Origin of the sequence: Arthrobacter sp. USHLN218, from assembly GCF_037144715.1 — a bacterium.
In the GTDB taxonomy this organism is placed as follows: domain Bacteria; phylum Actinomycetota; class Actinomycetes; order Actinomycetales; family Micrococcaceae; genus Crystallibacter.
In genome coordinates this window covers 64,612-87,426 of sequence record NZ_JBBCYT010000001.1, presented here as the reverse complement: position 1 = coordinate 87,426, position 22,815 = coordinate 64,612, and the positions used below count along the sequence as shown (strand labels likewise).

Annotated in this window: 23 protein-coding genes; 13 read left to right on the top strand and 10 right to left on the bottom strand. The window is 69.2% G+C overall.

From position 1 onward, the window contains the following. Nucleotides 1–41: 41 nt before the first annotated feature. The 3 genes from WFH44_RS00415 to WFH44_RS00405 form a co-directional block, all read right to left on the bottom strand. A complete protein-coding gene (locus WFH44_RS00415) occupies nucleotides 42–1,391 on the bottom strand; it encodes an FAD-binding oxidoreductase (RefSeq protein WP_336710833.1) in 1,350 nt (449 codons plus the stop codon). Between the two features lie 294 nt (nucleotides 1,392–1,685). Further along, on the bottom strand, nucleotides 1,686–1,817 hold the full coding sequence (locus WFH44_RS00410; RefSeq protein ID WP_336710832.1) for a hypothetical protein: 132 nt from the start codon (nucleotides 1,815–1,817) through the stop codon (nucleotides 1,686–1,688). A 113-nt stretch (nucleotides 1,818–1,930) separates the two neighbouring features. Beyond that, nucleotides 1,931–2,683, bottom strand: a complete 753-nt coding sequence (locus WFH44_RS00405; protein WP_336710831.1) for a sulfite exporter TauE/SafE family protein — start codon at nucleotides 2,681–2,683, stop codon at nucleotides 1,931–1,933. 173 nt (nucleotides 2,684–2,856) lie between these two features. On the opposite strand from WFH44_RS00405, the gene WFH44_RS00400 reads away from it, so the two are divergent. Further along, entirely contained in the window at nucleotides 2,857–4,017 is a 1,161-nt protein-coding gene (locus WFH44_RS00400; protein WP_336710829.1) for a glycosyltransferase family 4 protein, read from the top strand. Nucleotides 4,018–4,152: 135 nt separating this feature from the next. On the opposite strand, the gene WFH44_RS00395 is transcribed toward WFH44_RS00400, so the two are convergent. Then, nucleotides 4,153–4,971, bottom strand: a complete 819-nt coding sequence (locus WFH44_RS00395) for an aldolase/citrate lyase family protein (protein ID WP_336710827.1) — start codon at nucleotides 4,969–4,971, stop codon at nucleotides 4,153–4,155. Then, nucleotides 4,956–5,741: a 2-oxo-hept-4-ene-1,7-dioate hydratase gene (gene hpaH, locus WFH44_RS00390; RefSeq protein WP_336710826.1), complete on the bottom strand. Its 786-nt coding sequence runs from the start codon at nucleotides 5,739–5,741 to the stop codon at nucleotides 4,956–4,958. Before hpaH ends, WFH44_RS00395 begins: the two co-directional genes overlap by 16 nt. A gap of 325 nt (nucleotides 5,742–6,066) precedes the next feature. On the opposite strand from hpaH, the gene WFH44_RS00385 reads away from it, so the two are divergent. From WFH44_RS00385 to WFH44_RS00360, 6 genes are read left to right on the top strand one after another with little or no spacing between them, the layout of a single operon-like run. Continuing rightward, nucleotides 6,067–7,725, top strand: coding sequence for an ABC transporter substrate-binding protein (locus WFH44_RS00385; RefSeq protein ID WP_336710824.1), 1,659 nt, complete (start codon nucleotides 6,067–6,069; stop codon nucleotides 7,723–7,725). After that, entirely contained in the window at nucleotides 7,710–8,654 is a 945-nt protein-coding gene (locus WFH44_RS00380; RefSeq protein WP_336710822.1) for an ABC transporter permease, read from the top strand. Before WFH44_RS00385 ends, WFH44_RS00380 begins: the two co-directional genes overlap by 16 nt. After that, nucleotides 8,651–9,508 carry an ABC transporter permease gene (locus tag WFH44_RS00375; protein ID WP_336710820.1) on the top strand — a complete coding sequence of 286 codons (858 nt, stop codon included), beginning with the start codon at nucleotides 8,651–8,653 and terminating at the stop codon, nucleotides 9,506–9,508. Before WFH44_RS00380 ends, WFH44_RS00375 begins: the two co-directional genes overlap by 4 nt. Then, nucleotides 9,505–11,250 carry an ABC transporter ATP-binding protein gene (locus WFH44_RS00370; protein WP_336710818.1) on the top strand — a complete coding sequence of 582 codons (1,746 nt, stop codon included), beginning with the start codon at nucleotides 9,505–9,507 and terminating at the stop codon, nucleotides 11,248–11,250. The genes WFH44_RS00375 and WFH44_RS00370 overlap by 4 nt, the downstream gene beginning before the upstream one ends. 59 nt (nucleotides 11,251–11,309) lie before the next feature. Next, nucleotides 11,310–12,938, top strand: a complete 1,629-nt coding sequence (locus tag WFH44_RS00365) for a stealth family protein (RefSeq protein WP_336710816.1) — start codon at nucleotides 11,310–11,312, stop codon at nucleotides 12,936–12,938. A 50-nt stretch (nucleotides 12,939–12,988) separates the two neighbouring features. Next, nucleotides 12,989–13,348, top strand: coding sequence for a hypothetical protein (locus WFH44_RS00360; RefSeq protein ID WP_336710814.1), 360 nt, complete (start codon nucleotides 12,989–12,991; stop codon nucleotides 13,346–13,348). Nucleotides 13,349–13,387: 39 nt separating this feature from the next. Here the strand turns inward: WFH44_RS00360 and WFH44_RS00355 are convergent, their stop codons facing one another. Beyond that, entirely contained in the window at nucleotides 13,388–14,293 is a 906-nt protein-coding gene (locus tag WFH44_RS00355; RefSeq protein WP_336711770.1) for a phosphodiesterase, read from the bottom strand. A 181-nt stretch (nucleotides 14,294–14,474) separates the two neighbouring features. Here WFH44_RS00355 and WFH44_RS00350 point away from each other — a divergent pair, with 181 nt between their 5' ends. Both WFH44_RS00350 and WFH44_RS00345 read left to right on the top strand, forming a co-directional pair. After that, complete coding sequence (locus tag WFH44_RS00350) at nucleotides 14,475–14,900, top strand: hypothetical protein (RefSeq protein ID WP_336710813.1); 426 nt, start codon at nucleotides 14,475–14,477, stop codon at nucleotides 14,898–14,900. Between the two features lie 79 nt (nucleotides 14,901–14,979). Next, the gene (locus tag WFH44_RS00345) at nucleotides 14,980–15,615 is read left to right on the top strand and encodes a GNAT family N-acetyltransferase (RefSeq protein ID WP_336710812.1); all 636 of its coding nucleotides are present in this window, start codon (nucleotides 14,980–14,982) and stop codon (nucleotides 15,613–15,615) included. A 51-nt stretch (nucleotides 15,616–15,666) separates the two neighbouring features. On the opposite strand, the gene WFH44_RS00340 is transcribed toward WFH44_RS00345, so the two are convergent. Together WFH44_RS00340 and WFH44_RS00335 are read right to left on the bottom strand one after the other, a co-directional pair. Further along, nucleotides 15,667–17,361 (bottom strand): ABC transporter ATP-binding protein, encoded by a 1,695-nt coding sequence (locus WFH44_RS00340; protein WP_336710811.1) that lies wholly within the window; start codon nucleotides 17,359–17,361, stop codon nucleotides 15,667–15,669. Nucleotides 17,362–17,372: 11 nt separating this feature from the next. After that, a complete protein-coding gene (locus tag WFH44_RS00335; protein WP_336710810.1) occupies nucleotides 17,373–18,464 on the bottom strand; it encodes a DUF1611 domain-containing protein in 1,092 nt (363 codons plus the stop codon). 200 nt (nucleotides 18,465–18,664) lie between these two features. Between WFH44_RS00335 and WFH44_RS00330 the strand changes: the two genes are divergently transcribed. Continuing rightward, nucleotides 18,665–19,213, top strand: coding sequence for a histidine phosphatase family protein (locus WFH44_RS00330; RefSeq protein ID WP_336710808.1), 549 nt, complete (start codon nucleotides 18,665–18,667; stop codon nucleotides 19,211–19,213). A 128-nt stretch (nucleotides 19,214–19,341) separates the two neighbouring features. Next, on the top strand, nucleotides 19,342–19,692 hold the full coding sequence (locus WFH44_RS00325) for a hypothetical protein (protein ID WP_336710806.1): 351 nt from the start codon (nucleotides 19,342–19,344) through the stop codon (nucleotides 19,690–19,692). A gap of 62 nt (nucleotides 19,693–19,754) precedes the next feature. Here the strand turns inward: WFH44_RS00325 and WFH44_RS00320 are convergent, their stop codons facing one another. Further along, on the bottom strand, nucleotides 19,755–20,207 hold the full coding sequence (locus WFH44_RS00320) for a hypothetical protein (protein WP_336710804.1): 453 nt from the start codon (nucleotides 20,205–20,207) through the stop codon (nucleotides 19,755–19,757). Between the two features lie 232 nt (nucleotides 20,208–20,439). Between WFH44_RS00320 and WFH44_RS00315 the strand changes: the two genes are divergently transcribed. Further along, entirely contained in the window at nucleotides 20,440–20,937 is a 498-nt protein-coding gene (locus WFH44_RS00315) for a MarR family winged helix-turn-helix transcriptional regulator (RefSeq protein ID WP_336710803.1), read from the top strand. A 15-nt stretch (nucleotides 20,938–20,952) separates the two neighbouring features. Further along, nucleotides 20,953–21,789, top strand: a complete 837-nt coding sequence (locus WFH44_RS00310) for a hypothetical protein (protein WP_336710802.1) — start codon at nucleotides 20,953–20,955, stop codon at nucleotides 21,787–21,789. 111 nt (nucleotides 21,790–21,900) lie between these two features. Here the strand turns inward: WFH44_RS00310 and WFH44_RS00305 are convergent, their stop codons facing one another. Further along, entirely contained in the window at nucleotides 21,901–22,803 is a 903-nt protein-coding gene (locus tag WFH44_RS00305; protein WP_336710800.1) for a macrolide 2'-phosphotransferase, read from the bottom strand. Nucleotides 22,804–22,815 lie beyond the last annotated feature (12 nt).

Genomic DNA, 22,815 nt, shown 5'->3' with positions numbered 1-22,815 from the left:
ACGTCCGACGCCGGCGCCTCCTCTCTTTGCGCAGGTCCGGATCACCGTGCGACAGGTTCCGCGGCCGCCGGCAGGATGTTCTGGTTGCCGCGGAAGACATTCTCCGGATCGTAGTTCCGCTTGGTCTGCGCCAGCCGGGCGTAGTTCTCTTCGCCGAAGGCCGCCCGGATCCGGTCCTGCCCCTCGTTACCGATGAAGTTCAGGTAGACCCCGCCCGAGGTGAAGGCGGCGATGTCGCGGCGGAAGCCCTTCGCCCAGCCGATGGCGTCCCCGGTTTTCGCCTGGTCCTGCCAGAGGGTGAAGGGGTGCGTGACCCAGGCGGCGTCCCTGCGGGCCATCGGGGTCAAGACGGAGTCCACATGCGCCACGGCCCGTCCCCACGGAACCAGCAGCAGCTGCGAGGACTCATGCGGAAGCCGCTTCCCGTAGTCGAGGAAGATGTCGACGGCGTCGTCGGGGAAATCGTCGTGGTAGTCGGCGCTCCAGTAGTTCAGCTGGCCGGGCTGGTCATCCAGCATGCACTGGAAGTCGGCGTACGGGCGGGGAGCCATAATGTCGACCGCCGGGGCGAGCTCCCGGAGGGGACGGACCGCCTGCTCGGCTTCCGCCGGGTCGCCGGCGTAGACGGCCACGACCCCCAGCACGGGCTTGCCCTGGAGGTCCGCCGGCACGAACTCTTCGGGCGGCGCCACCAGGCAGGCCAGCGCACCGCCGAGCCCCGCAGGCGCCGCGGGCAGGTAATCGCGGTAGGCCAGCGCGGCGTCCCTGGCGGCATCGATGGGCCAGAGCAGAAGGCCGCAGAGCAACTCCTGTCCCACATCATGCAGCCTGAACGTGAACGATGTGGCAACGCCGAAGTTTCCACCGCCGCCGTGCAGCGCCCAGAAAAGCTCCGGGTTCTCGTCGGCGCTTGCCGTCAGTTCCTCACCGCTTGCGGTCACCAGGTCCACCGAGACGAGGTTGTCGCAGGCCAGGCCCCAGGAACGTTCCAGCCAGCCGGACCCGCCGCCGAGGGTGAAACCGGAGACGCCCGTTGTCGAGACCCTGCCACCCGTGGTCGCAAGCCCGTGCCGCTGGCCTGCCCTGTCGAATTCGCCCCACGTGACTCCTCCGCCGACCGTAGCCGTGCGGGTTTCGGAGTCGAAGGAAATCTGCTTCATCGGCCGCACGTCGATGACCAGTCCGCCGTCGTTCATGGACGTCCCGGCTACCGAGTGCCCGCCGGAACGCACCGCAACCTCCAACCGGTTCTCGCGGGCGTACATCAGCGCCGACCGCACGTCCGCGGCGGAGGCGCACTGGGCGATGACAGCAGGTCTGCGGTCGATCATCGCGTTGAAGACTGTTCTGGCCTCGTCATAGTCGCTGTCGCCAGGCCGGACCCATTTCATGTCAGTGCTCCTTGGGATACTGCTGGGCCACCCCGCTTCATGGTACGCACGGCGGGCGGGGCCGGCCAGCACCAAAATTGAGCCTTGCACTGCCTCGACAGAGGCATAAGATCCGGCGGAAATTGGAAAGGGCGGCCGGTTTCCACAAAGAAAACCAGCCGCCCCTATCAGGCGGATAAACCTCTCCGGCAAATCGACGCGAACGACATTGTCCGCGGAAGGCAACGGAGATCCTCCGCCCGCTTTATAGCTCGGGCCGCAATTTCCAAGAACGGCAGCGGCCCGGCAGTCAAACTAACGCGCGTCCTTGCGGCGCTTCGGGAGGAACTCCTCGGTGGCCGCCTTGGCGCGCTTGTCGGCTCGCTTTTCCTTAACGGATTTTCCCTGTTTTTTATTATTTGCACCGCGTGGGGATTTATCTGACATTCCAGCTCCTTCAAGCAGAAACACAATCGGTAAATCCACACCATACCCGATAAAAAAATAAAAGCCAGCGGCTTAAAGAAAAGCCCACGTCGGAAGGTTTCCCGCTGCGGAGCCTATGCGTTCAGGTCCAGCACGCCCTTGACCATCGCCGCGGCGGCGCCGACAAACGCGATCACGATGACGCCGGTCCGGGCATGCTGGTCCTTGATATGCCGCATAAGCTTCTCCCCCGCCCAGATCCCGGCGACGATCATGCCGGCGAGCGCGGCCCACATCCACCACTGCAGCTGCGGAACATCGTTCGGATCAAGCCAGGTCCGCACGCCGACGGTGGCCAGGCAGAGCAGCAGGAAGTAGGGCTGCAGCGTGGCGGCGAATTCGCGCTGCGGCCAGCGCGCCAGGACCGCGTAGGCGCTGACCGTTGGGCCGCCTACCCCCGCCAGCGCATTGGTCAGTCCGGAGCCGAGCCCGGCGATCGCCTTCGGCGGGTTGCCGCTGACGGTGACGGAGGCCCGGTCCAGGAGGACGGACAGCGCCAGCGCGGCGATCACCACCGCCCCGACGGCGATGACCAACGGGGCGGCCGGCAGGTTGACCGCCAGCATCGATCCGCCCACCGTGCCGGCCAGGGCCGGAACGCTCAGCCAGCGGAACATGCTCCAGTCGATGTGGGACCACACGCGGGGAACAATCAGCCCGCAGGAGACGACGCTGCAGATGTTGATCATCATGATGCCGGTGTGGGCGCCCAGCAGCATGACCAGGACCGGTGAGAGCAGCAGCGCGAAGCCCACGCCGGCGATCCGCTGGGCCACGGAGCCCATGAAGATCGCCACGAGAATCACGCCGAGCAGTCCAATAGTCACCGGTCCACCTTAGACGCCATCCCCACACGCCATGCCCCGTGCCACGGTCGGCACAGCGTGCCGACCGTGCCCGCACCGGCGAGGCACCGCCGTCGTCAGGCTTTGGCTTGGTGTTCACCGCGCCGTCACGTCCCGCTCCCCCGCCGTCCTACCGCGGCGTCCACGCTGGCACTGTGAGGATAGCCATTGTTGCTGAATCGTTCCTGCCGCATATGAACGGCGTCACCCATTCGCTCCTCCAGGTGATCGCGCATCTGCGCCGCCGCGGGGACGAGGCCCTGATCATCGCGCCGGCCTCGTCGTGGCTGGACGACGAGGCGCCCGCCGAGGTCCAGGGCTACCCGGTCCACCGACTCCCGTCCATCCCGCTGCACGGCTACCCGAATGTCCGCGTGGCCGCCGGGACCGTCACCCGGATCCGGCGCATCCTCGCCGACTTCGCCCCGGACGTGGTGCATGTGGCCTCGCCGTTCGTGCTCGGCTGGCGTGCGGTGCAGGCGGCGCACCAGCTGGGCCTGCCGGCCGTCTCCATCTACCAGACCGAGGTGCCCGCGTACGCGGCCCGCTACGGGGCTCCCTGGCTCGAGCAGCTGCTGTGGCAGCACGTGCAAAACATCCACGAGCTGTCCACCATGACGCTGGCCCCGTCAAGCTTCGCGATGAACCAGCTGCATGCGCATTCGGTGCCGCGGGTGCATCTGTGGCGCCGGGGCGTGGACAGCATGCGCTTCAATCCGGAGAAGTACGACGCCGAGTGGCGGGCTTCCGTGGCGCCGAACGGTGAGCGGATCATCGGGTTTGTGGGCCGGCTCGCCGCCGAGAAGCAGGTCGAGGACCTGGCCGTGCTGTCCGGCATTCCGGGCACGCGGCTGGTCATCATTGGTTCGGGTCCGCTGAAGGACACGCTGCGGCAGAAGCTCCCCGGGGCCTACTTCGCAGGGTTCCAGGGCGGCGAGGACCTGGCGCGGATGGTGTCCAGCTTCGACCTGTTCGTCCATCCGGGCGAGTCCGAAACGTTCTGCCAGACGATCCAGGAGGCGCAGGCCGCCGGCGTCGCCGTGGTGGCCGTGGGCCGGGGCGGGCCGCTGGACCTGGTCAACCCCTCACGCACGGGCTGGCTCTACACGCCGGGCCGGCTCGATGAGCTGCGCGGCTACGTCATGGACCTGGTGGGCGATGACATCAAGCGCCGCGCCTTCGGCCGGGCCGCCCGGGACGCCGTCCGCGGCCGGACCTGGCCGGTGCTCTGCGAGCAGCTCGTGGGCTACTACACGAAGGCCATCGAGGTGAAGCGGCGCACGCTCAACCTGGAGGCCCGGACCTACCTCGGCTGAGCCGCCCCTCCCCCGCCGCTGCCCCTGCCCCCTGCAGTTGACTGCGCAGCAGGTGCCCCGTTTCGCGTGGAAAAGGGGCACCTGCTGCGCACTCGTTGGGGAAGGGGTGAGGGGCCTCGAGGGGAAGCGGGCTGCTCAGTAGCTGGCGGGGGTGCCGGCGGGGGCGTCCTGGGGTGCCTGGATGAACTTGGCCGCGAGGGCCTCGGTACCGCGGGCCAGCAGGGCGACGTCCGCGCCGACGTTGACGAAGTCGGCGCCGGCGTCGATGTACCGGCGGGCGGAGGCTTCGACGAAGGCGTTGACCCCCACGAACTTGCCGGCGGCCTTGACCTCGCGGATGCTCTGCAGCACGGCCTCGACCACGTCCGGGTGCTCCTGCTGCCCGAGGACGCCCATCGAGGCGGCCAGGTCGGAGGGGCCGATGAAGACGCCGTCGACACCGTCCACCGCGGCGATGGCCGCCGCGTTCTGCACGGCCTCCGCCGCTTCGATCTGGACGATCAGCGTCAGGGTGTCCCCCGCCCGGTTCAGGTAGTCCGGGATCCGGTTCCAGCGTGCGGAGCGGGCAAGGGCCGAGCCGACGCCGCGGATGCCGCGGGGCGGATAATGCATGGCGGCGACCGCGGCCTCGGCCTGCTCGGCGTTGTTGACCATGGGCACGATCAGCGTCTGGGCGCCGAGATCCAGGTACTGCTTGATCAGCACCGCGTCATTAAACGGCACCCGCACCACCGAAAGGCACGGGTAGCCTGCGACCGCGCGCAGCTGGGCCAGGATCGACTCCAGGCCCATGGGCCCGTGTTCGCCGTCGATCAGCAGGTAGTCCAGCCCGGACCCGGCGCAGATCTCCGCGACGCCCGCGTCCCCGGAGCAGACGAACATGCCGGCGACGGTGCGGTCGGTGGAACGGATGAGGTCCTTGAAGGACGGCGAGGCTTCTACTCGAAACGGCATGTGATGGTTCCCAGCTTTCCGTAGTCGGCGAAGACGGTGTCACCCTCGTAGACCCACATGGGCCGGGTGAAGGAACCGGCGAGGATGGTTTCGCCGGCCTTGAGATGGTCGCCGTGGGGCGCGATCTTGTTGGCCAGCCAGTAGACGCCGGCGGCCGGGTGGTTCAGCACGCCGGCGGCGACGCCGGTTTCCTCCACCGTCTGGTTCTTGTAGAGGATGGCGGAGATCCAGCGCAGGTCCACGTCCTGCGGCCGGACCGGGTTGCCGCCGATGACCATCGCGCCCATGGCCGCGTTGTCCGAGATGGTGTCGACGATGGTGCGTCCCTCCATCTCGATCCGGGAGTCGAGGATCTCCAGTGCCGGGACGACGTACTCGGTGGCGTTGAGCACGTCGAAGATCGTCGCGTTGGGGCCCTTGACGTCGCGGTTCAGCACGAAGGCCAGCTCCACTTCGATGCGCGGGTGCGTGTACTGGTCCCACTTCACCGTGCAGCCGTTTTCGAGGATCATGTCGTCGAAGATGATGCCGTAGTCGGGCTCGGAGATGCCGGTGGCGTACTGCATGGCCTTGGACGTCAGGCCGATCTTGCGCCCGGCCAGCTTCCGGCCGTTGGCCTCGCTGCGCTCCCGCCAGAGGTTCTGCACCGCGTAGGAATCCTCCACGGTCATCTCCGGGTAGCGCGCGGTCAGCCGCGGCACCGGCTGGCGGTTCCGGCCGGCCTCCACCAGTTCGTCGGAAATTTTTTCAATGGTCGTCTGATCAAGCACGCGACAGGCTCCAGTTCAAGAATCTTCGGCTGCGGGCAGCACGGCGGCGGTCCTGCCCGTGCTGTTGGACCGGCCCTGGCTGCTCCGCCGGCCGGTCCAGCACCATAGTACGGTTCCGCCGGGTCGAATGAGACTTCGGTTACAGCCGGCGCCGTTTGTCCTCCTCCACAGGCGGCAGGACCGCCGGGTTCGCCCACATCACAGGCGCCCGGCATACACCCGGGGCATCCGCTGGCCTAGCATTGATGGGTGCAGGTCCCGCCCAGCAGGGTCCTGCCGCGGTGTGCGCAGCCGCCACCCGCCGATAAGTTGAGGAAGTTGCCCAATGTCGTTTCCCTTCCGTACCCCCGCCCGGGGTGTGCCTGCCGCGGCAGGCGCCGTGGCCGCCGTCGTACTTCTGGCCGGATGCAGCGGGGGCGGCAGTTCCTCCGACGCCGGCGGGGAGCCGGTCAGCGGGGGCAATCTGGTCTATGCAACGGGGGACGCGGAGCCCACCTGCCTGGACCCGCACGTCGGCGGCAACTACCCGCAGGCGCTGATCTCGAGCCAGTACCTTGAGCCGCTGGTATCGAAGAATTCCGACGGCGAGATCATCCCGTGGCTGGCCAGCGGCTGGGAGCAGAGCGAGGACGGCCTGAGCTGGACGTTCACGCTCCGCGAGGGCGTGAAGTTCTCGGATGGCACGCCGCTGGACGCCGAGGCCGTGAAGGCGAACATCGAACATGTGCAGGACCCGGCGACGGCATCCTCGACCGGCTACCTGGCGCTGCGCAAGATCACGGGCGCCGAGGCGGTTGACGCGCAGACCCTGAAGGTGACGCTGAGCTCGCCGGACAGCGCACTGCTCGAGTCCTTCAGCATGCCGTGGGTGGCGATCCAGTCCCCGAAGGCGCTGGAGCGCAGCCAGGAGGAGAACTGCGCCGCGCCGGTGGGCACCGGCCCGTTCATTGTGGACAAGTGGGTCAAGCAGGAATCCGTCACGATGGTGCGCAACGAGGACTACTCGGCTCCGACGGCGGAGGGCTGGCATGCGGGCCCGGCCTACCTGGACTCCATCACCTGGCGGTTCATTCCGGAATCCGCCACCCGGTACGCGGCGCTTCAGGCCGGCGAGGTGCAGGTCATCGACAACGCGCAGCCGGACACCGTCAAGGCGGCCGAGGGCAGCGACGTCATCAAGCACCTGGATGCCCCGCGGCCGGGTGCTTCCAACCGCCTGGAGCTGAACAGCAGCAAGGCGCCGTTCAACGATCCGAAGGTCCGGGAGGCGTTTGTCCGTTCCGTGAACGTGAACGACGGCGTGTCCACCCTCTTCTTCGGCACCGCCAAGAGGTCCTACTCACCCCTGTCCAGCGTGGAACCGCTGGCCCACTCGGACCAGTCCCTGTTCGGGTACGACCTGGAGGAAGCCAACCGGCTCCTGGACGAGGCCGGCTGGACGGAGCGCGATTCGGCCGGCTACCGGGTCAAGGACGGCAAGCGGCTGACGCTGGAGTTCCCGGTCAGCACCAACCAGTCGATTCCTGCAGAACAGTCGCTGTTCGAGCAGTTCCAGGCCACGGCGAAGGAGGCCGGATTCGAGGTCAAGCTGAACCTGCTGGACCTCTCCAGCTGGTACGGCGCGCTGGCAGAGAACGACTACAACCTGGTCAGCGCCCCGTATACCAAGGTCGGGCCGGACGTCCTGCGGATCCTGTTCCACTCGGACAGCACCAAGCCCGCGCCCAGCGGCTACTTCGCCAACCTGTCCCAGGTGAAGTCCGATGAGCTGGACGAGCTGCTGACCAAGGCCAGCGAAACCTCGGAGCCGACGGAGCGCGAGAAGCTCTACGAAGAGGCGCAGAAGATCGTTCTCGAGGGCTATTACATCCTGCCGCTCTACGACCAGCAGAACCACTTCCTCTACCGCTCCGAGGTCTCCGGGGTGAAGGCGCTGCCCACCGTTTCCACGCCGACGTTCCACGATGCGTGGCTGACCAACTGAAGCCCGTCCGCTGGGTACTGGCCAAGGTCCTGGGCGCGGTCTTCGTGCTCTGGGCCGTGGCCACGCTCATCTTCTTCGGCATCCGGCTGATTCCCGGGGACCCGGCCGAAGCGATCCTGGGCGGACCGGGCTCGCAGGCCTCGCCCGAGGCCCTCGAGCAGGTCCGCCGGGACTACGGCCTGGACCAGCCGCTCCTCGTGCAGTACGCGGCGCAGCTGGGCCGGCTCATCCGGGGCGACTTGGGCGATTCCTACTCGCTCCGGATGCCGGTGGCGGACCTGATCGCCAACCAGCTGCCGGGCACGCTGCTGCTCTCGGCGCTGTCCCTGCTGGTGGCCTGGCTGCTGGCCCTCGGCCTCGCCGGCTGGTCGACGCTCAACGGCCGGGCCGCGGGCGTCGTCGCCTCCGGGCTCGAGATCGCCGCCGCGGCGGTTCCGCACTTCTGGCTGGCGAGCGTGCTGATCCTGCTGTTCAGCAACTCGCTCGGCTGGCTGCCTCCCGTGAACACCGGTTCCGCCGACGGGCTCATCCTGCCGGTGGTCACGCTGGCGCTGCCGCTGGCCGGCTTCCTCGGGCAGGTCATGCGCGAGTCGATGCTCGCCGCCATGTCCAGCCCGTTCGCGCTTTCGGCCCGGGCCCGCGGCGAGGGCGAGTCCGGGGTGCTCTTCCGCCACGCCCTGCGGCACGCCGCGCTGCCGGGCATCGCGCTCTCCGGCTGGGCCTTCGGGAACCTGCTCAGCGGCGCCGTCGTGGTGGAATCCATCTTCGCCCGGCCGGGGCTGGGCCGGACGCTGCTGAACGCGGTGACGCTGCGCGACATCCCGCTCGTGACCGGCGTCGCCCTGGTTTCCGCGCTGGCCTACGTCCTGGTCATGGCGGCCAGCGACGTCGCCGAACGGGCGGCAGATCCGAGGCTGCGGAGCGCATGAGCATCTTCTCCAGCAGGCGCACCCACCGGGATCCGGCGCTGTCTGCCCGCTTCCAGGGCCTGCGCGGCCTGGAAGCCGCCGCGGCCGCCGTCGCGCTCTTCCTGGTCTTCGCCGCCTGTTTCCCGACCCTGCTGGCGCCGTTCGACCCGCTGGCCATCAACCCGGCGGACGCGTTCCAGGCGCCCTCCGCCGCGCACTGGTTCGGCACCGACGAATCCGGCCGGGACATCTACTCCCGCGTGGTCCACGGTGCCCGGCCTTCGCTGCTGATCGGCACCGCCGCCACGGCCATTGGCCTGGGGCTGGCGCTCCTGCTCGGCACCGCAGCCGGGCTGGGCGGCCGCTGGCTGGATTTCGGCATCGGCAGGATCCTCGAGGTGCTGTTCGCACTGCCCGGGCTCCTGCTCGCGCTGGTCTTCATCGCGATCTCCGGCCCCGGCATCACCACCTCCGTCATCGCCGTCGGCCTGTCCACCGCCCCGGGCTACGCCCGCATCATCCGCGGCCAGATCGCGCAGGTACGTTCCTCGCCGATGGTGGAGGCCGCCGTCGTCCTGGGCCGCAGCCCGGCCCGCGTGCTGGGGCGGCATATCCTGCCCAACGCCCTCGCCCCCGTGTTCGTGCTCGGCACCCTCGGCCTGGGCCAGGCGGTGGTGTGGGCGTCGTCCCTGAGCTTCCTTGGCCTCGGGGCGCCGCCGCCGGCCGCCGAGTGGGGCGCGATGCTCGCCGCGGGCCGCACCTACCTGGGCACGGCGTGGTGGATGACGCTCTTCCCTGGCCTGGCCATCGTGCTGGCGGCCGCGTGCTCGACGGTACTCGGTCGTGCCCTGCAGCGGCGGGCGGTGTCGCGGTGAATTCGAAGGACGACGCCATCCTCCGGCTTGAGAACCTGAACGTCGCCTTCAACGGCGAACCGGCCGTACGCGGCGTCTCGCTGGAGATCCGCGCCGGTGAGTGCCTGGCGCTGGTGGGCGAATCCGGGTCCGGCAAGTCCGTCACCGCGAGGGCCCTCATCGGCCTGGCCGGAACCGGCGCGAAGGTCGGCGCGGACCGGCTCGAGCTGTCCGGCAGGGACCTGGCCGGGCTCAGCCAGCGCGCCTGGCGGCAGGTGCGCGGCAGCCGGATCGGCTTCATCCTGCAGGACGCCCTGGTCTCGCTCGACCCGCTGCGCACCATCGGCCGGGAGATCGATGACGCGCTCCGGCTCGGCTCGCGGGACAGCCGGCGGGACCGGGCCCGCCGGGTCCTGTCGCTGCTCGAGGACGTGGGCCTGGACAACCCGGCCCAGCGCGCCGGCCAGCGCTCGGGCGAGCTCTCCGGCGGCATGCGCCAGCGTGCCCTCATCGCCTCGGCCATCGCGCTGGATCCCGAGCTGATCATCGCCGACGAACCCACCACCGCGCTGGACGCCACGGTGCAGGCCCAGATCCTCGACCTCCTCGCCGGACTGCGGGAGCGCGGTTCCGCGATGCTGCTGATCAGCCACGACCTGGCTGTCGTGGAGTCGGTCGCGGACCGGGTCGCCGTGATGACGGAGGGCCGGATCGTGGAGTCCGGGCCCGCCGCCCAGGTGCTGGGTTCGCCAAGCCACGAATACACCCGCAAGCTGCTGCGTGCCGTGCCCGCCGACCATGCCCGCGGCGCCCGGCTCTCCGCGTCCCCCGCGCCGGCCGGCCAGACGGTTTCGCGCGTTTCCGGGCAGGCGGCAGCCGGAGCCGCCGCATCACCCGGCGGATCCGGCGCCTCGGCAGGACCGGCCGCCGCCGGCGGACGGCCCGCTCCCGTTCGGGTCCACGCCGGCCAGGCGCCCGCCGGCGCTCCGGTCCTGCAGGCCACCGGACTGACGAAATCCTTCCGCACGCCGGACAAGAAGCCGTTCACCGCCGTCGATAGCGTCTCCTTCGAACTGTCCGCCGGCGAGACGCTGGGCCTGGTCGGCGAATCGGGCTCGGGCAAGACCACGGCCGCCCGCCTGGTGCTTGGCCTGGCCGAGCCGGACGGCGGCGAGGTCCGGCTCTTCGGCGAGCCGTGGAGCGGACTCCCCGAACGGGAGCGCCGCAACCGGCGCTCCCAGATCGGCGCCGTCTACCAGGACCCGCTCAGCTCATTCGACCCGCGGCTGACGGTCGGCCAGCTGCTGGCCGATGCCTTGTCCGGCGGACGGAGCCTGAATCCCAAAGCGCACGCGGCGGACACCGCTCGGCTGCTGGACCAGGTCGGCCTGCCCGCCCGCTTCGCCGCCCGCGGCCCGCGGACCCTCTCCGGCGGGCAGCGCCAGCGCGTGGCCATCGCCCGGGCCTTGGCACCCAAGCCGAAAATCATCATCTGCGACGAGCCGGCGTCGGCGCTGGACGTGTCCGTGCAGGCGCAGATCCTGGACCTGCTGGACGACCTGCAGCGCGAGTTCGGGCTGAGCTACCTGTTCATCTCCCACGACCTCGGCGTCGTCCGGCACATGAGCGACCGGGTGGCGGTGATGCAGCGCGGCAGGATCGTGGAGCAGGGTCCGGCGGAGCAGCTCTTCTCCTCCCCGCAGCACGCGTATACCCGGCGCCTACTCGCCGCCGCCGTCCATCCTCCGCGCACCGGAAGCTGACGGGAGGGCCGCAGCGCCACTGGGCTTACTATGGAGGGAATCCACTACATTTCCCCGCCATGAAAGAGGATCCTTCCATCACGGACTCGCTTGCCCCAACTGACATTGCCGGCGCCTACTTCGGTGCGCCGGAGCCGGAGGAGACCCAGCGCGACGTCGTCGAGGTCACTTCACCTGCCGCCGTCGCTCGCCTCGAAGACCGCGACGACGTCGTCAAGGTCAAGCGGCGCTACGCCCTCGTCAACCGGGACCGCACGCCGCACGAGGCCATGGTCGAGGACCTGCTCTTCATCCGCGGCGTGCTCGACGACGCGGGCGTGCGCTATCTGCTGGTCCGCGGCAACGACGCGCGCCCGGTGATCGCCGTCAATTGGGAAGACCGCAAGGCGCTACAGTCCGCGCTGGCCGAGGCCTGCCGCAACGAGCCCTTCTACTCGATGACCGTCGACGCGAAGAAGAGGACCGCGCTGCTGGTCGGCGACGGCCGGCTCGCCGAGGGGAACACGGCCCGGATCTTCCGGCTCTACCGCCCCCGCATCGAGCCCAACGGCGGCCTCGTCTACGGGCAGTCCGCCGGCGTGCAGATCGAGCTCTGGCGCTGGGAGGGCGACAATGTGGTCCTGCCGATCGAGAATTCGCTGACCCGACGCTCGCTTCCGGGCGCCGAAGCCGTCCGGGGCACGGTCTTCCGCTACGGCCTGGAGTGGCCCACCATCGAGAACATGTTCGCGGACCACGCCACGGACATCGACTTCGAGATCGACATCGTCTTCTCCTGGGTGGACGGCAACGATCCGGCCTACCAGGCCGCCCGCCGGAAGCGCCAGGAAGGCGTCGTCCTCGGCGAAGGCGACGAGGCGGATGCCCGCTTCCGCCAGATCAACGAGCTCAAATTCGCGCTCCGCTCCGTGCACATGTTCGCCCCCTGGATCCGGCACATCTTCATCGCCACGGACTCGCCCGTTCCGGAATGGCTGGATGCGGAGCACCCCGCAATCACGATCGTGCGCAGCGAGGACCATTTCAAGGACCCGTCCGTGCTGCCCACGCACAATTCGCAGGCCGTGGAGGCACAACTCCAGCACATCGAGGGCCTGAGCGAGCACTTCCTCTACTCCAACGACGACATGTTCTTCGGCCGCCCGGCCGGCCCCGATGTCTTCTTCTCCCCCGGCGGCATCACCAAGTTCATCGAAGCCAGCACCCGGATCGGCCTCGGCGACAACCATCTGGACCGCTCCGGCTTCGAGAATGCCGCCCGGGTGAACCGGAAGCTGCTCTACGAACGCTTCGGCCGGATCACCACCCGCCATCTCGAGCACTGCGCAGCGCCCCTGCGCAAGAGCGTGCTGTTCGAAATGGAGGACGTCTTCGCGGAGCAGTTCACCGCCACCGCCGCCAGCCGTTTCCGTGCCAAGGACAACATCTCCGTCACGAACTCGCTGTACCACTACTACGCCCTGCTCACCGGCCGCGCCGTCACGCAGACCCAAGCCAAGGTGAAGTACGTCGACACCACCATGTACTCGGGCCTGAGGCAGTTGGCCCGGCTGCTCAAGAAGCGCAACCATGACTTCTTCTGCCTCAACGACGGCAGCTTCCCGGAGGTCCCGGCGGAGGAACGGCAGGATGTCGTGACGGACTTCCTGGAGAAGTACTTCCCGATCCCGGCGCCCTGGGAGAAGTGAACGGCCCTTCGCCACTTCCCGCCGGGTTCGCCGGCATCTAGGCTGGCAGCATGTCCAACGACTCCTCAGCGGCTGCCCCGGGCCAACGGCGCAGCATCCTGTCCATGCTCTCCGAAGACTTCAAGTCCTTTGCCTGGCGCCGCTCCTTCGGCGATCCCGTGCAGGTGGGCGACCAGCAGGTCATTCCCGTGGCCCTGGTGAAGGTCGGCTTCGGCGGCGGCGGAAGCGGGAACGACGGCGGCGGGGGCGGGGGCGGCGCGGTGCTTCCGGTCGGCATCCTGGCCGCGGACGAGAGCGGCCGCGCAACCTTCGTCCCGAACCCGATCGCCGTGCTCGCCGTCATGATTCCGCTGGTCTGGGCCAGCGGGCATGCGGTTGCCCGGATTATCTCCGCTGCGCGGAACCGCTGACCGGGCCGGGGCCGGAGCAGCTTGTAGCAGCCACCGCGACTAGACGCGGCTGAGCTCCCGGCTGCCCTCCGGGATCCGGATCCTTGCGGCTTCCAGCCGGCGCTGCGTCTCCTCCGCGTCCACGTACTGCCCCACGGTCGGGTGCTCCCCGACCGGCACGACGGAGTGCACGATCGTCTCGTCATAGACATGCACTAGGTTGAAGGCCTGCGCGCCGTCCCGGCCGCGGGTGCCGCCCACGGGCACGTTCAGGTCCTGGGTGTAGCAGGTGGCGGAGGCGACGGAGACGGGGACGCCGGCGAAGGTCGCCGTCGTCGAATAGTGCAGGTGGCCGGCCAGGATGGAGCGCACGTCGCTGCCGCGCACCACGTCCGCCAGCCGGCGCTGCTCCCGCAGCTCCACCAGCACGGACAGGTCCAGCACGCTGGGGACCGGCGGGTGGTGCAGGGCCAGGATGGTCCCGTCCGGCGCGGGGACGGCCAGCTCGTCTTCAAGCCACTGCAGCTGCTCGTCGCTGACCTCGCCGTGATGGAAGCCGGGGACGGTGGAGTCCAGCGTCAGGATACGCAGGCCGCCGACGTCGTAGCTCTTGTCCAGCGGCGCCATGTCCGCCGGCAGGTCCATCAGCCCGGTGCGCAGGTTCGCCCGGTCGTCATGGTTGCCCATCACCCAGATCACCTCGGCCCCGAGGCGCCGAGAGGACGGCTCGACGATGGCGCGCAGCTTCTCGTACGCCTCCGGCTCACCCTTGTCGGCAAGGTCGCCGGTGAAGACGATCGCTTCCGGCCGCGATCCAGACGCCTCGAGGCCGTCGAAGACCTCGCGCAGCCGTGCCTCGCTGTCGACGCTTCCATAGAGGGGATCCGAGCCGCCCACCAGATGGGTGTCGCTCATGTGCAGTATGAAATGGTTCGGCCTGGGATGCTCGGCCTGGATGTAATCCATCATTTGCCTTCTGCTGGTTGAACCGGGTTTAACGGTTCCTACTTCAATCCATACAAGCAGACGGGGCTCAAACTTCAAGTTAACAAGCCGTCGAACTACGGATTATTGCGCTCTGGCGGCTCGCGCTTCAGGGACGTAGGCTCTAAATCGTCGACCGTTTCCGGCGTACGAGAGGACCACCATGAAGCTCAGCCACATCCCCCTCCGCCTCGCCACCGGCGGATTCATCCTCAATTCCGGCCTGGGCAAGACGGACCTGGACAAGGAAAGCGCGGCCGGCATCCAGGCCATGGCCGCCAACATCTTCCCGCAGGTCAAGCAGATCGAACCGGAGCAGTTCGGCAAGTTCGTCAGCTACGGGGAGATCGCCGTCGGCGGCATGCTGCTGGCACCCTTCATCCCGAGCCGGCTGGCCGGCCTGGCCCTGGCCGTCTTCTCCGGATCGATGGTCGGCATGTATTTGAAGACTCCGGGCATGACGCAGGAGGGCAGCGTCCGGCCGACCGCCGAGGGCACCGCCCTGGCCAAGGACGTCTGGATGCTCGGCATCGCGCTGTCGCTGATCTTGGACCGGAAGAATCCGCGCAGTTCCCTTTCCGTCGGGTAATCCGCCGGGCAATCCGGACCAGGCAGCCGGGCAGATCCGCTTCGGCGAACGACGGCGGCGCGCGCCTAAGATGGTGCGCGTGAGTAACGTGACACCTCCCGCCGCGGAGGCACCGCCGTCGTCGACCATCCGCGCCGCCCGCCCGGGCGAGGGCGCCGCACTGGCCGAGTGCGCGGCGGCAACCTTTCCCATGGCCTGCCCGCCCGAGATGACGGCCGAGGACATCTGCGACTACGTGGCCGCCACCCTGGGCGCACAGCATTTCGAGCAGTATCTGGCCGACCCGCGCCGCAGCCTGCTGGTGGTCGAGGACGATGCGGAGGATCCGCCGCGCCTGGCGGGCTACAGCATGCTCATCCACACGCCGCCGGCGGATGAAGAAGTGCGGGCGGCGCTCACCATCCAGCCGGCGTCCATGCTGAGCAAGTTCTACGTCCGCGCCGGCGCCCACGGCAGCGGGCTGGCGCACCGGCTGATGGCCGCGACCCTCGACACCGCGCGGCACGCCGGCGCCCGCGCGGTGTGGCTCTCCGTCAACGAACACAATCTGCGCGCGCAGAAGTTCTACGCGAAGAACGGCTTCCGCACGGTCGGCGGCATGGACTTTCCCACCGCCCGGCTGGTCCTGCGCGACCACGTGCTGGAGCGCGGGCTCCCGGCAGAAGCCCAACCGGCGCGGGACGCGGGCACTCGTGAGACGCCCGGTCGGTTCTAGGCCCTCGGTGTCCTCCGTCCGGTACGGGATAGTCGCGGCATTGCCGGCGCGTCAGCTGCCCGCCGTGTCCGCCCCGCTCCAGCTGTAGGACGCCCAGACCAGGTCCAGCCCGGCGTGCGGGCAGTCGATGTTCCACTCGGTGTACTCCGCCGCCAAGGAACCGGGGTGGTCCGAGGCGAACAGGACCACACCCGGATAGTCCCGGATCAGGCCCGCCAGCACCGCCGTTCCCGCGTGGTCCAGGTCGGCGTCGATCCGGTTCAGGACCAGCAGCGGCGGGTCGCCGAGCGCCGCCCTGGCCAGCAGCAGCCGTGCCCGCTCCGACGTCGACAGGGGTTCCCCGCCGCGCTTCAGCTGGGTCTGCTCCCCGCGGGGCAGCCGGGTGATCCGCTCGGCAAGCCCCACCCGTTCCAGCGCCGAGGCCCCGGCCGCCGGGTCCAGATCGGGCATCCGGTAGCGGACGCTGCGCGCAATCGAACCGCGCTCGAGATACGTCCCTGCGGCCACATAGCCCAGCAGCACCCGCCGCGTCCGGCCGCCGCTGTCCAGCAGGGACTTCCCGGCGATCTCCGTGTAGGCAACCGGGTCGCTGCGCACGCCGATCAGCTTTTCCAGCACTCGCGTCTCCGCGGCCGGATCCGCCGAGACGATCCGCACCCGGTCCCCCGGGCCGGCCTGCAGGTCCGGCACCGCACAGTTGCGGCACTCGGAGAGGCCGGTGACCAGCACCGTGCCCGGCAGGTCCCCGCCATCCGCTGCCGCCGCCGGGCCGGGACCGGACGGGACCGCCCCGGTGCCGCGGCGCCGTCGTTCTTCCCTGGCTTCCGCCGCTACGGCCAGCGCCGGCCCGAGGATGCGCCGGGCGGCCTTGAAGTTCTGCCGGTACTCGACCACCCGGCCCAGGTCCGCCACGGGTGCGGCGATCATGCCCACGAGCGTCAGCCCCGCCGCGATGGTGGGCGTCGGCACCGCCTGCCATACCCCGACGGCGGCGACCGCGGCGCTGCCCAGGGCCGCACCGGCCGCCGCGGACCCTCGGATCCAGCCGGCGATCGCCGCGCGGTGGACGGCGGCATCGACGACCTTGCGGCCGGCCTTATCCACCTGCCTGACCTCGCGGACCTCGCCGCCGGCGGCCCGGATGGTGCCCGCGGCGATCACGGTGTCGGCCAGCCGTGCCGCCAGCCGCCCCCGCTGCTGCCGGAGCGCCCGGGCGCGGTGGAAGGCCGGACGGGCCAGCAGCGCCAGTCCGCCGGCGAGCACCATCAGGGGAACGACGACGGCGGCGGAGAGTGCGGGCGCGAGCAACCACAGCGCCACGGCCGTCCCAAGGATCATCGGGATGCCCACGGCCAGCGGCGCAATTCCCAGCGCGATCCAGTTCCGCACGCTGGACAGGTCGTTCGTGTTGCGGGCGATCGTCACGCCCGGCGACGGGCCCCGGTCCGTGGTCAGCGCCGATTCCACCAGCCCCTTGCGGATCTCATGGATATAGTCCTGGCCCAGCTTTTCGGCCAGCACGCGCTCCAGGGCACGCAGTGCGCCCACCCCCAGCGCGGCGGCGGCGAGTCCGGCGACCGCAGGCCCGGAGCCCACGCCGGCCGCTGCCGCGCCGTCCAGCAGCCGCGTCATGAGCAGCGCGCTCGCCCCGGCCAGCACGGCCATGGCCAGGCCGGTCCCGATGAGCAGGGCCATCAGCCCCCGGCGCCGGCCGGCGAGCAGCTTCGGCAGGGAGTTCTCCGCCATGGTCCGGCGGCCTACTTGCTCGCCGGCAGCAGGTTCACGGCCGTTGACGGATTGCACAGCTCGTAGGTATCGATGACCGGTGCGTCGATGACGCCGGACGCTTCCCGGGCGGCCAGCGGTGACGCCGTTAGCAGGCCCGAGACGGCGGCCAGGTCCACGCCGGCCCGGCGCAGCACCTCAACGCCGGCGGCGGCGCCGAGGGCATCGGCGGCCGCGAAGACCACGCGGTCCACGGCACCATGGAACACGGGATCGCGCAGCAGCCGCGCGGTCTCCCCCTGATAGACGCCATCGGCGATTTCCACCACGACGACGTCGGTCTCCGCCGTGGTCAGCGCGTCGATCATGCTGGTCAGCAGGCCGCGGACGGTCGGGTAGTCAAGCAGGTAGGTGGTCGGGAAGCCGAAGTCGGTGAAGTCCAGCACGCGGCGGGCCCCTGCATCGGTGAAGAGCCGCGGATCGTTGCCGGCGCCTGTGCCGGTCGCCTTGCCTGCGGACACGGTCAGCCCGGCCCTGCCCAGGCCGTTGACCAGGCAGCCCAGGGTGGTCGATTTGCCTGAGTTCATGGAGGTGCCCAGGACCGCGATGACCTGCGGCCGCCCGGGTAGTGCTGTCACGGAGCTGACCCGGTGCGGAGCGGCGTCCTGCAGGTTGACCACCGCGCCGTTCCTCGCCAGCAGCCCGAGCGGCTCGATGGAGGTTGCCTGGATGACATCGGCGTGCTGATCGAGGACCGTGGCGGCCAGTCCGCCGCCGGCCACCAGCGAGCACGGGGCAAGGTCAGCGGGAACGACGGCGCGGAACTGGTCCGGTGCGTAGCGGTTGCCGTAAGCGACCAGGATTTCGTCGCCCACGAACATGCTCTGCCGGCGGGAATCCGGGCTTTCCAGGCGCTTGTGGTGCCCGATGGCCGCCACCCGGGCCAGGACCACATCGCCGGCCGAGGGTGTGGCGTCCCACAGCTCATATCCGCTGGCGTCCCTGGACAGTGAGTCGGCCAGGAAGCGCGTGGTGTACGCCTTCTTAGCCCGGCGCAGCCGTTCCGGATCAACGTGCGCGTCCGCCATCGAGGGGAAGTGGCGGGGGTGGATTACGAGGCTCATCTGCTTGCTCCTTGGTGCGGGATCCGTTGACGTCCACTAGTGAACCGGGCCCTCATGAAACGAGAATGATTCCTGGATGAGAGCCCTCTCATGAACCGTTTACCCGGCATTCATCACGCCCTGGCGCCCCTTGAACCCCGTTTCCGATCCGCGAAACGTTAGGGCAGGATGGAGGGGGACCGAAATGAGGAGGCCTGAGAGTGCTGGCACTGGTGCGACATGGCGAAACGGATTGGAACTCCGCAGGACGCCTGCAGGGACGGACCGACATTCCGCTGAATGACCTGGGCCGGAGGCAGGCGAACGATGCCGGCGCCGCCCTCGCCGCGCAGGATTGGGACCTGCTCGTATCCTCCCCGCTGCGTCGCGCGGTCGAAACCGCAGAAATCATCGGCGGCCACGTGGGACTCGACCTCTCGCTCACCATTCCCGACCTGATCGAACGCGACTTCCGCGGAGCCGAGGGCTCCGTCCTGCTCGGCATGGAGCGCGAGGACATCGACAAGCTGCTGCTGGTTTCCGAATCCGAGGCCGAAGTCGCGGCGCGCAGCGTGGATGCGCTGCAACAGCTGGTCCGCGAAAATGCCGGCCGCCGCATCATCGTCGTCGCCCACGGCACGCTCATCCGGGTCACCATGGGCCTGCTTCGGGGCGAGCCGCACGCCCACGTGCTCAACTGCGAGACCATCGAACTGGAGCCCGACCTCCTGATGGGCTTCGAGCCCGAGCCCGAGGCCGCAATCCGCTAGCCCCGGCCAGGCGGGGGCATCGGATTACCTGTCGAAAGACCCAAGACACGGGGACCGATCGCGTCCTATGCTGAAGGTGACCTGCGTGCGGCAACGGAGCCGTGCACCGGAGAGCCGAAGGACACGGAATGCGGGATTTCCAGTACTCAGCCACCGCGAAAACGAACAGCAAGCACCCGTACGACTGGGGCAGGGCGATGGCCCTCGCCGTTGCCCGCCTCACGGCCCAGGCCGAAAGCGAAGGACTTGGACTGCGCCGTGATCTCTACGACGAGGACCTGACGCTGCGGATCAGTGAACTCACAGACGGCATGCAGATTACGTTGTCATGGACGCCCGGGACCGAAGAGGAGACGGTAGCGCCCGCGCATCGGGTCCGCGAGGCGGCCTCCGTGATTCACGAGGCAGTGCCCGGCGCATCCTCGCTAGGCGCGGCCTCGGTAGCCGAGCAAGCGTTCCGCGCCGCGCCGGCCTCCTAACCCGGCCCCGCCGCCCGGCAGGCCGGCCCGCGCCGTATCTCCGTCCGCTCCGAGTGCCCCAGTCAGTTGCCCTCGGACGACGAGTCCGCGGGCACTTCCATCCGGAAGCCGCACGCACAGCTCAGCAGCACCGTTTCCAACTGGACCTGCGGCAGGACCGGGCCCTCCATCGGCCCGTCATTGGATACCGGGTCGTAGATCGGGCGCAATCCGGCCTCGACCGGCCGCATCGGCTCGCCGCAATGGACGTACCCCGCGTCGTCGGCGACAAGCCGGCCCAGGCTGTCATCCAGCCCCGGCAGCGGCCTGCGGGTCAGGTGTCCAAAGAAGCTGTCGCATTCGGAACACGAGTAGCTGATGTTCCAGAGCGGGCGGCCGGAAGGATCGGCATCGGCGGCCGGCTGCAGGTCCTCGACAATCAGATACTCATCGGTGCCGCATTCGATGCACCATGGGTCGGCCACGCCGTCGTCCCCGTCCATTGCCCAGTACTGCGGAGCGCTTTCCGCGGTCATCTTTAGAACTCCTTCCAGTGAGCCGGAAGCATCACGGCTCCCCTGATGGCCCCAGTATAGCCAACCATAAGCATACTTAGTGCAGAATGTTCCTCCCTGTTTTCGGTGGCGCAGATGTCCGGCTCCAGACCGCGGCCACGCTCCATCGTGAGCTTGCCCACAAACACCATTTGGTTGGTCAAACCAAACAATTTGATTGGTCAAACCAAACTAAAACGGCTAGAATCGAGGCATGCAGGAAGTCTCCGCAGATCCCCCATCAGACGAATCCCCGACACCCGGGGACCTCGTCCGCGCCGGCGTAACGCAGCTCATGCGCTGGACCGCCAGGTCCCAGGGCCGCAAGGAACTCTTCGGCCCCGCGGCCGAGGATATGTCGGCGAACGACGTCGTCCTGCTCGATTTCATCCACAACTTCGGCCCGGTCAGGCTCTCGGAATTGGCCAGCCAACACGGCGTGGACAAGTCGACCATGACACCCCAGGTCAATAGGCTGGACAGCAAGGGCCTCATCGAACGGCACAACGACCCGGATGACGCCCGCGCCACCCTGGTCAGCACGTCGCCGGAGGGCCGCGAACTGCGGCGCCGGATCGGCGCCGCGGGAGCAGAACTCTTCGACGAACTGCTGGCCGGCTGGTCCAAGAAGGACCGGCAGGCACTGGCCACCCTCCTCGACCGCTTTGTCCGCGAACTCGTCGCCTCGCACCCGGGCGACTCCACAACCTAAGGAAAGGAGCACCAAGTGACTTCCCCGTCTCCCAACAAAACCCCGGAGCAGCGCCGGACAACACCCGCGAGCCGCCTGATGGATGGCTGGCGCCACGCCGCGGAGCGGATTAGGGAAACGGGCATCGGTGTTCCCCTTGCCGTCCTGGGCATCATCGCCCTGTTCTGGGTGGCACTCAGGCTCGCGAACTACGCCCAGCAGAACGCGATTTCCCCCGTCGAGGCCCTCGTGCGGATCTACGGAACCGGTGCCGCCGTGCTGCTGACCCTGGTCATCGCCGCCGCATCGGTCTGGACGATCATCGAACGGCTCGGCTACACGGACAAGTTCTTCGGCCCCGAGCCCGCGGGCGCCCGCCCGGAGGCCAATAGGCCGCAGCCGGTCTTCCTGGAAGCTTCCGGCACGGCGGCCGTGCCGGCGGTTCCTGCCGCACGTCCGCTTCCGCCCGCGCCGCTCCAGCGCCCCCAGGCGACGCGTCCCCAGCTGCCCGTCCCGGAGCGTGCCGTGGGTGCCGGTGGTACCCGGAACGACGGCGGCGTTCCCGCCGCAGCGGCGCCGGCCACCCCCATCGCACCCCGCCAGGCGAAGCGTGCTCCGGCCCGTCCGGAAGCCGCGGCTACCGCCCAAGCCCGCCCGAAGGCGTCCCCCGCGGCAGCTGCAGCCAAGCCCGCCACGGCATCGGCGACCGCCCAGGCCCGCCCCGCGGCGGCTTCTGTCCCTGTCCGCCCGGCGGCGCAGCCCGCTTCCGCCGAAAAGCCTGCTCCGTCCGGGAAACCGGCCAAGAACAATCCGCTCGCCAAGGGCAAGGGCACCAAGTCCAAGTCGGGCAAGCCGCGGGGACGAAACGCCTGAGACACTCTGCCGATCCGCCCCGCCGCGAGCAAGGGCCCTGCCTTCTCTGGAAGGCAGGGCCCTTGTTGTGATGCGCCGCCGATTCCTGCGGTTGCCTAGCGCCCGCCCGCGTCACTCCTCCGGGTCGAGCTGGGCGGCCGCCGCCGCCCAGTGATCCGGGTCGCCCGTCGCCAGCGCGTAGGCGCCGTAGCCGATCGGCGCGGCCGCCATGATCTCGGCACACTGCTCCGGCAGCCGCCGGGGAATGCGTCCGCCTTCGTCGATATAGGTCCGGACCGTCAGCTCGAAGGCCTCCGGCGTGGACATGCTGTGGTGGAACATGAAGTCGACCGCGGGGTCGCCCACCTTCGCCGTGGTCCAGTCCAGCACCGACCTGATTTCGGCGTCGTCGTCCAGCAGCAGATGGGCGGGGTAAAGCTCGCCGTGCGTGAAGACCGTGAAGTCGGGCCAGTAGCTCTCCTCGTCCAGCCAGGCGTTCCACCGCTCAAGCAGTCGCTCGGCGATGCTGAATTCCGCGCTGACCTTGGCCAGATTGGTGCGCCACTCCTCGCGGACCTCGGCCGGGGTAAGAGTCTGGATCCTGGCGGCCTGGGCCGCCTCGGCATCGATTCGGTGCAACTGCGCAATAAGCCGGCCCAGGGACCGGCAGTAGGACGTCGACTCCCGGTCGAAATGCCAGGCCGCTTCACCGTCCTCCAGGGTAAGTCCGGGATACCCGGGCAGCGCGGGGTACGCCACCAGGGTCCGGCTCCGGATGCGCCAGTCGGGGACTGAGACCGAGAGCCGGCCCTTGACCAGCTTCAGGATGCGGGCCTCGTCGGCGATCTTGACGGCGGCATCGGGCCGCCGCGGAATCCGCAGGACCCACGCCTTGCCGTCCTTCGCCGTCGCGAATGCCACCAGATAGTCAAGGCCGGCCTCGTTGAATTCCACGCTGGCGGGAATGATGTCGAGTCCGTGCTCCTGGGCGAGGTCGGCCACGTAGGCCGGGGTGTAGTCGGGGCCCTCTGTCATCTGCATCCTCCC

Coding starts and splice junctions, on each gene's coding strand:
- WFH44_RS00415 (WP_336710833.1), bottom strand. CDS start 1,391: ATGAAATGGGTCCGGCCTGGCGACAGCGACTATGACGAGGCCAGAACA.
- WFH44_RS00410 (WP_336710832.1), bottom strand. CDS start 1,817: ATGTCAGATAAATCCCCACGCGGTGCAAATAATAAAAAACAGGGAAAA.
- WFH44_RS00395 (WP_336710827.1), bottom strand. CDS start 4,971: ATGCCGTTTCGAGTAGAAGCCTCGCCGTCCTTCAAGGACCTCATCCGT.
- WFH44_RS00385 (WP_336710824.1), top strand. CDS start 6,067: ATGTCGTTTCCCTTCCGTACCCCCGCCCGGGGTGTGCCTGCCGCGGCA.
- WFH44_RS00375 (WP_336710820.1), top strand. CDS start 8,651: ATGAGCATCTTCTCCAGCAGGCGCACCCACCGGGATCCGGCGCTGTCT.
- WFH44_RS00365 (WP_336710816.1), top strand. CDS start 11,310: ATGAAAGAGGATCCTTCCATCACGGACTCGCTTGCCCCAACTGACATT.
- WFH44_RS00360 (WP_336710814.1), top strand. CDS start 12,989: ATGTCCAACGACTCCTCAGCGGCTGCCCCGGGCCAACGGCGCAGCATC.
- WFH44_RS00355 (WP_336711770.1), bottom strand. CDS start 14,293: ATGGATTACATCCAGGCCGAGCATCCCAGGCCGAACCATTTCATACTG.
- WFH44_RS00350 (WP_336710813.1), top strand. CDS start 14,475: ATGAAGCTCAGCCACATCCCCCTCCGCCTCGCCACCGGCGGATTCATC.
- WFH44_RS00340 (WP_336710811.1), bottom strand. CDS start 17,361: ATGGCGGAGAACTCCCTGCCGAAGCTGCTCGCCGGCCGGCGCCGGGGG.
- WFH44_RS00335 (WP_336710810.1), bottom strand. CDS start 18,464: ATGAGCCTCGTAATCCACCCCCGCCACTTCCCCTCGATGGCGGACGCG.
- WFH44_RS00325 (WP_336710806.1), top strand. CDS start 19,342: ATGCGGGATTTCCAGTACTCAGCCACCGCGAAAACGAACAGCAAGCAC.
- WFH44_RS00320 (WP_336710804.1), bottom strand. CDS start 20,207: ATGACCGCGGAAAGCGCTCCGCAGTACTGGGCAATGGACGGGGACGAC.
- WFH44_RS00315 (WP_336710803.1), top strand. CDS start 20,440: ATGCAGGAAGTCTCCGCAGATCCCCCATCAGACGAATCCCCGACACCC.
- WFH44_RS00305 (WP_336710800.1), bottom strand. CDS start 22,803: ATGACAGAGGGCCCCGACTACACCCCGGCCTACGTGGCCGACCTCGCC.